Below are 7710 nucleotides of genomic sequence, written 5' to 3'. Positions count from 1 at the left end.
TCTAATAAGACATATTATACGATTCAATAAAAAATGATAAATATAGGATTGAGGCTAGTTTATGAAGATGTTGATCTTAAAGAAGGCCTTCTTCTTATTGTATGCTGTGTAGAAAACAATATATAATCATGTTTGTATCTTAAAAGATTATTTGGATAAAGTATTGGTTAAATAATAGGATTTATACAAAAATAGTTAATTTTGTTTCATCCAATAAAAATGATATCTATACATTGTCGAACTTGGTAATCTTCTGATTTGTTAGACTGAGGGCTTTGTTCTGGTTAGAAAGCTATATAAACATTATAAAAGCTAAAATATGAAAATATCTATAATAGGAGCAGGTAATATGGGAGGCGCTATAGCATCCGGATTGGCAGCAAGTGGTAGTGTTCTTCCTCGAGATATAACGGTGATTGATCATAAAGGTCAGAATGTACCACGTTTGAAAGCCATTTCAGAGGCGCTGAATGTTGTAGTAAATGATTATACATCATTGTCTACTGCCGATATGATAATCATAGCTGTAAAGCCATGGATGGTAGAAGAAGTTCTAAAAACGCATAGAGATCTTATTGCCGGACCTAAGCAGCTAATCGTTTCTATTGCTGCTATTATTACTTTATCCCAATTGCAGGAGTGGACCAGTCCTTTACAACCTGTATTCCGCGTTGTTCCCAACACTGCGATTGCAGTACGTCAGAGTATGACTTATATAACATCGCAAAATGCAGATAAAGAACAACAAAATAGTGTATATCGTATTTTTTCGTTACTAGGTAAGGCCGAAGTTGTAGATGAAAAATTAATTCCGGCTATAACATCTCTTACTTCCTGTGGTATTGCTTTTGCTTTCCGATATATACGGGCGGCTATGGAAGGCGGAATAGAAATGGGGATTTATCCCGATCAGGCAAAAAACGGAATTTTGCAAACGTTGCGAGGTGCCATTGATCTGCTTGAGGCTACAGGTAACCACCCCGAGGTAGAGATCGATAAAGTTACTACAGCCGGAGGTATTACGATTAAAGGATTGAACGAAATGGAGCATGCTGGTTTTACTTCGTCTGTGATCAAAGGACTAAAAACAAGTAATGTAAAATAATATATTCCTATTAATGCGAATAGGTTTAGGTTTGTAATAATTGAAAAATATACTAGATATATTCGTTAAAAGGGATTGAAGAATCGAGAATTGATAAAGAAGACATTCGAACAGTTATTGTGCATTGTTTATGCGTAATAATTTAATAGAATTGAACTATATGTGAGGCTGTTTTATCGATTATTGTAATCGAACGAGAAATAAAAAAATAAAATCACATACAGCGTTTTCACATATATATATTATCTTTACAATTCGTAGTGTATCACTATTGGAACGTGATAAAATACTATGAGAGGCTGATTATCAGTAGCTATTTAGCTAGAAGATCAACTGTAAATGTTAATCAAGGCCTCACCTGAAAAAGAGTAAGAAAAAACGATATAAAATGATTTACAAATGGAATTACGAAGCCCTAACAACCCAGCAAAAAGAGCAGAGAGATGATCTTGCGAAGAAATTAGGCATAAGCCCCGTTCTTTGCCAACTCTTGATACAGAGAGGTATATCCTCATCGGAGGATGCATATAAGTTTTTTCATCCGAGTTTGAAAGATTTACATGATCCTTTCTTGCTACCCGATATGGACAAAGCAATTAAGAGAATAGAAAAGGCATTAGGGCAAAAGCAGCGTATATTGATATACGGTGATTATGATGTGGATGGCACAACGGCTGTTGCACTTGTTTATAAATTTCTACGGAAATTTACCACTAATCTGGATTATTATATTCCGGATCGTTATGATGAGGGATATGGGATTTCAGAACAAGGAATTGACTATGCTGAAGAAACGGGTGTGAAGCTTATTATAGCCCTTGATTGTGGGATTAAGGCTATAGAAAAAGTTGCTTACGCTAAAAGCAAGGGGATAGATTTTATAATTGGTGATCATCATATGCCTGATGAGGTTTTGCCTGATGCAGTTGCTGTTATAGATGCAAAGCGTCTAGATTCTACTTATCCTTATGAACATTTATCCGGATGTGGAGTTGGATTCAAACTTGTACAGGCATTAGCTCAAAACAATAAAATAGATTTTTCAGAACTTACTGATTTACTTGATCTTGTAGCCGTTAGTGTTGCTTCAGATATTGTCCCTATTACAGGAGAAAATCGGATATTAACTTATTATGGATTGAAGCAACTTAATTCAAACCCCAGTTTGGGACTGAAGGGTATTATCGAAATTTGCGGACTAACATATAAGAGTATAACAGTCAATGATATAATATTTAAGATAGGGCCTCGGATCAATGCTTCAGGGCGTATGATGAAAGGTAAAGAGGCTGTCGATCTATTATTAGCCAATACTATTGAAGATGCTCGCGAACAGAGTGAAAATATAGATCATTATAATGATGACCGTCGTGAATTAGATAAACGAATAACTGATGAGGCTATTCAATTTATCGATGAAACGGTGGATATGAAAAAAAATAAAAGTGTTGTTGTTTATAACGAAACATGGCATAAAGGTGTTATCGGTATAGTTGCTTCCCGTCTGACCGAAAAATATTTACGTCCGGCGGTAGTTCTTACTAAATCTCAGGGGCTTATAACAGGTTCGGCTCGTTCTGTTATGGGTTTTGACGTGTATAAAGCAATAGAAGCATGTAAAGATATTCTTGAAAACTTTGGAGGGCATACTTATGCAGCGGGTTTATCCTTGAGAGAGGAAAATCTCGCTGAATTTAAAAAACGTTTCGAAGAATTATCTTTGAAGACAATAGCACCCGAAATGATGCGTCCTCAGATTTATATTGATGCAGAGCTGTCATTTAAAGATATAAATCTGAAGTTTATTGATGATTTGGCATCTTTTGCTCCATTTGGACCTGAAAATCTTAATCCTATCTTTGTTACTTGTGGCGTGAAAGATTATGGAACCAGCAAGATGGTTGGAAAAGAAAATGTACACCTGAAGCTGGAAATGATAGATGACACTACTTCTGTACCTGTAAATGGTATTGCATTTCGTCAGAGTGCTAATTATGAGCGGGTAAAAAATGGGCTGCCATTCGATATTTGTTATACATTAGAGGAAAATACTCATAACGGGAAAACAAATATACAACTCTATGTGAAAGATATTGATGCCGGCCAACTTGGAGATTCACATTAATAATTATAATATGAAGAAGTCTTTATTCCTATTTTTAGTAATTTCTTTGCTTGCACTTATATCTTGTGGTGGTAAAGCAAATGCAAATAAGTCAGAAGATGAAAAAGTAAATACTTTAATGACCGAGCAAGAATGCATAAAATCAGATACTTATGAAACTAATAAAGGCGATTTAAAGGTTACATTAGTAGGGCATGCTTCTATTATATTTGAGTATGCAGGCAAGGTTATTCATGTCGATCCTTATACCCAGGTAGCAGATTATTCAAGATTGCCTAAGGCTGATTTTATAATACTTACCCACGAACATGCCGATCATTTAGATACAGTTGCGATTGATGCAATTAAGAAAGCAGATACTCATTATATCGTGTCTAAAGTATGTAATGAAATGCTTGGATATGGAGATGTGATGAATAATGGAGATGATAAAGTTTTAGCTGATTTCTCGATGAAAGCTATACCGGCTTATAACATGGTAAACAAAAATCCGCAAGGTGGATTTTATCACCCAAAGGGTAGAGGTAATGGCTATATTTTTACTTTTGGTGACAAGAATGTGTATGTAGCTGGAGATACAGAAAATATTCCTGAAATGGATGCCTTGAAAGGAACAATCGACATTGCTTTTCTTCCTAAAAATTTGCCATATACAATGTCTGACGATATGTTTATAGATGCAGCAAAGAAGGTGCAGCCAAAGGTGCTTTATCCATATCATATGTCGGAGTTTGATCAGGGAAAGATAGGTAAGGCGTTGGATGGTACCGGGGTTAAACTTGAAATACGTCCGATGAAAAACTAATACATTAATTGATTAATGAATATGCCAATGTGTCAATGATTTAGATTGTACATTGGCATATTTAATAATTGGCACATCAGAATGGATATCTATCACAAAATACTCAAGCAGTATTGGGGTTATGACAAATTTCGCCCATTACAGGAAGAAATTATCCATTCCGTAAGCCAAGGGAAAGATACACTCGGGCTAATGCCTACGGGTGGAGGTAAATCATTGACCTTTCAGGTGCCGGTTATGGCTATGGAAGGTCTTTGTCTTGTGGTTACTCCGCTGATCGCTCTTATGAAGGATCAAGTTGATAATTTACGTAACCGTGATATAAGGGCGTTGGCAGTTTATTCGGGGATGACCCGTCAGGAAATAATAACTACACTGGAAAATGCCATTTTTGGAGACTATAAATTCTTGTATGTATCGCCTGAACGCCTTGCCACAGATTTATTTCTGAATAAGTTGCGTGATATGAATATCTGTTTATTGGTGGTAGATGAGTCGCATTGTATATCTCAGTGGGGATATGATTTCCGGCCATCTTATCTCCGGATAGCAGAGATTCGAGATCATTTACCTGAAGTACCGGTCTTAGCGCTTACAGCAACGGCAACACCTGAGGTCGTAGAAGATATTCAAGATCAATTACACTTCAAAAAAAAGAATGTATTTGAAAAAAGTTTTGAGCGTAAAAATCTTGCTTATATTGTAAGGAATACAGAGAATAAACCCGAAGAATTAATTCGTATTTTGGAAAAAATAAAGGGTTCGGCTATTGTGTACGTTCGCAGTCGTCAACGAACAAAAGAGGTGGCTGATTTTCTTGTTCAGAGTGGTTTTTCCGCAGACTATTATCATGCCGGGCTGAGTGGTGAAGATAAAGAACGGAAGCAAAATGCGTGGAAAAATAATGAAAAACGTATCATTGTTTGTACAAATGCTTTTGGAATGGGGATCGATAAGCCTGATGTGAGACTGGTTGTGCACACAGACTTACCAAATTCGGTAGAGGAGTATTTTCAGGAGGCGGGGCGCGGAGGTCGTGATGGAAATAAGTCTTTTGCTATTATTCTTTATAATAAAAATGATAGTTCAAAGCTGAAAAAACGTATCCGTGACGAATTTCCCGATAAAGAGTTTATTTTGCAGGTTTATGATTCGTTAGCTTATTTTTTTCAAGTTGCTGAGGGGTTTGGAGTAGGGATGGTACATGATTTTAGTTTGCACCAGTTTTGCGCTACTTACAAGCTATCTCTTTTACCTGCTCATAATGCTCTTAAAATATTAGATCTTGCAGGTTATATTGAATATACAGATGAGGTTGATAACCGTTCCCGCTTAATATTTACTGTATATAGAGATGAACTGTATCGTTTCGATTTTGAAGGAGAGTATGAACAGTTGATAAATACTATATTACGTCTTTATACAGGGGTGTTTACTAATTATGCGACAATAAACGAAGCTGAAATAGCTTTGAGGCTTAATACTACTCGCAGGGCTGTCTATGAGGAGCTTAAAATTTTAGCAAAACGGCATATCATTGATTATATTCCTCATAAAAAAACGCCATTAATTACATATACCCGACCGCGTGTTGATTGTAAATACTTAAATATTCCCCGTCTTGTAAATGAAGATAGGAAAGAGCGTTTTGAAAAAAGAATTCAGGCAATAACTCACTATGTAGAGCAAGATAATATTTGTCGCAGTCGTGTATTGTTATCTTATTTTGGAGAGAAAAAGTCAACTGATTGCAGACAATGCGATGTGTGTTTGGCAAAGAACGATTCCGGTCTTACAAACGTGAGATTTAATGATATATCTTTATCAATAAAAGAATGTTTGCAGCATGATGATTTAAGTATAGATAGGTTGGTTGATGTTCTTGCAAAATATCCGAAGAAAGACGTTGTAAGCGTTATTCGCTTTTTAATCGATAGGGGAGAATTAACTTTGAATATTGATAAAGTTCACTTGAAAGAGTAATTCATTTGTCTGATTTAGAATATATCATTTTTACTCTTTATTATTTATCTATATGGTGTCAGTTGCTTGTACACAACTTGTTTTCGAGGTGAATAAGGTAATAAAGTAAAATCTCTTTCAAAACTGTAACTTTTGTCACCTTTTATAAAGAAGGCTGTTTGTAATCTATTGATTTGTAGTATATAGTATTAGTTTTTTGTTGTGGATTGAATATATTGAAATAACATATATCAATCTCAAAAAAAGCGATTTCATCTGTTTATTTGATTGTTTAATCTCTTTTTTGTTAAAGGAATAGACAATTATATTATCTTTGCATTATTATCATTCATACTAAAATATGGGCATTTTCATATCGATACTTGTTACTCTTTTATTGGTATTTCTTAATGGTTTTTTTGTTGCGGCAGAGTTCGCTATTGTTAAAGTCAGATCATCACAATTAGAATTAAAGGCTCAGGCTGGCAGTCGGACTGCAATCCTTTCGAAGCATATTGTAAATCATCTCGATGCTTATCTGGCAGCTACTCAGTTTGGAATCACTATTGCCAGTTTGGGACTGGGGTGGATTGGAGAACCAATTGTTTCTAAAATTATTATAGAGCTTATGGCCCTGTTTGGTGTTGCTATAAGCCCTGAATTGGCTCATAGCATAGCTTTGCCTATTGCGTTCGTTATTATAACTATTCTTCATATTGTATTAGGTGAATTAGCACCTAAATCACTTGCTATTCAGCGTTCAGAGCAGACTACTTTGGCTGTGGCGTATCCTCTCCATGCTTTTTATTGGATTTGTCGTCCGTTTATTTGGATACTGAATGGTATAGCTAATTTTGTTATTAAAGCAGTTGGCTTACATGCTGTCTCTGAGCAGGAAGTGTATAGTAGCGATGAGTTACGCTATCTGGTAGATCAAGCTATGGAAAGCGGTAGGGTAGACAGTACCGAATTCGACATTATACAAAATGCATTTGATTTTTCGGAGCGTACAGCGCGGCAGGTTATGGTTCCGAGAACGCAGGTAGTTGCTATAGATGTGAATGATTATGATGACAAAACTCTTGAATTCGTAATTGAAGAGGGCTATTCGCGTATTCCTTGTTACGAAGACAGTATTGATAATGTTATTGGAGTTGTTCATCTTAAAGATATTCTTAAAAAGATGCGTATAAGCACCGGTACGGTTAATATCCGTTCTATTGTACGCCCTGTATCTTTTACTCCCGAAACTAAACGTATTGGGCAGTTATTGAAAGAGTTTCAGGTAAAACACCAGCAAATAGCGATGGTGTTGAACGAATATGGTGGAGTAGAAGGTGTTATAACAATGGAGGACATACTGGAAGAACTTGTCGGTGAAATTCAGGATGAGTATGATAATGAGATACCATTCGTAGAGCAAACGGGTGAAAATGTTTACTCGGTAATTGCCACAGCGGCTATTTCCGATATTAATGATGAGCTGCCTCATCCTATAGATAAAGATAAACAATACGATACCCTTGCCGGATATCTTATTGATAAGTTCGGACGTATTCCGAATACTCATGATAAGTTGGAAGCCGAAGATTATCAGTTTACGGTGATTAAGAAGAATAAAACATCCATCGTGGTTGTTCAGGTAAAAGACCTGATTAGTAATGAAGCAGAAGAGGATGTACAACCGAAAACGAATCAAATCTGATTAAAACA

Annotated in this window: 5 protein-coding genes; all 5 read left to right on the top strand. The window is 35.9% G+C overall.

Annotated features, from left to right (window positions below; genetic code table 11):
* Positions 1–319: 319 nt before the first annotated feature.
* The 5 genes from proC to JGH11_RS10205 all read left to right on the top strand — a co-directional run bounded on the left by proC (position 320) and on the right by JGH11_RS10205 (position 7702).
* The gene (gene proC / locus JGH11_RS10225) at positions 320–1105 is read left to right on the top strand and encodes a pyrroline-5-carboxylate reductase (protein WP_201111490.1); all 786 of its coding nucleotides are present in this window, start codon (positions 320–322) and stop codon (positions 1103–1105) included.
* A 388-nt stretch (positions 1106–1493) separates the two neighbouring features.
* The gene (gene recJ / locus JGH11_RS10220; protein ID WP_201111489.1) at positions 1494–3230 is read left to right on the top strand and encodes a single-stranded-DNA-specific exonuclease RecJ; all 1737 of its coding nucleotides are present in this window, start codon (positions 1494–1496) and stop codon (positions 3228–3230) included.
* Between the two features lie 10 nt (positions 3231–3240).
* Complete coding sequence (locus tag JGH11_RS10215; RefSeq protein ID WP_201111488.1) at positions 3241–4035, top strand: MBL fold metallo-hydrolase; 795 nt, start codon at positions 3241–3243, stop codon at positions 4033–4035.
* A gap of 81 nt (positions 4036–4116) precedes the next feature.
* Positions 4117–6018, top strand: coding sequence for an ATP-dependent DNA helicase RecQ (locus JGH11_RS10210; protein WP_201111487.1), 1902 nt, complete (start codon positions 4117–4119; stop codon positions 6016–6018).
* A 340-nt stretch (positions 6019–6358) separates the two neighbouring features.
* On the top strand, positions 6359–7702 hold the full coding sequence (locus JGH11_RS10205) for a hemolysin family protein (RefSeq protein WP_201111486.1): 1344 nt from the start codon (positions 6359–6361) through the stop codon (positions 7700–7702).
* The last annotated feature ends 8 nt before the right edge of the window (positions 7703–7710 follow it).

It is taken from the genome of Dysgonomonas sp. Marseille-P4677 (assembly GCF_016652235.1).
Classification (GTDB): Bacteria; Bacteroidota; Bacteroidia; order Bacteroidales; family Dysgonomonadaceae; genus Dysgonomonas.
Note: the sequence above shows the minus strand (reverse complement) of the source record. Positions and strands in the feature narration are given on the sequence as shown.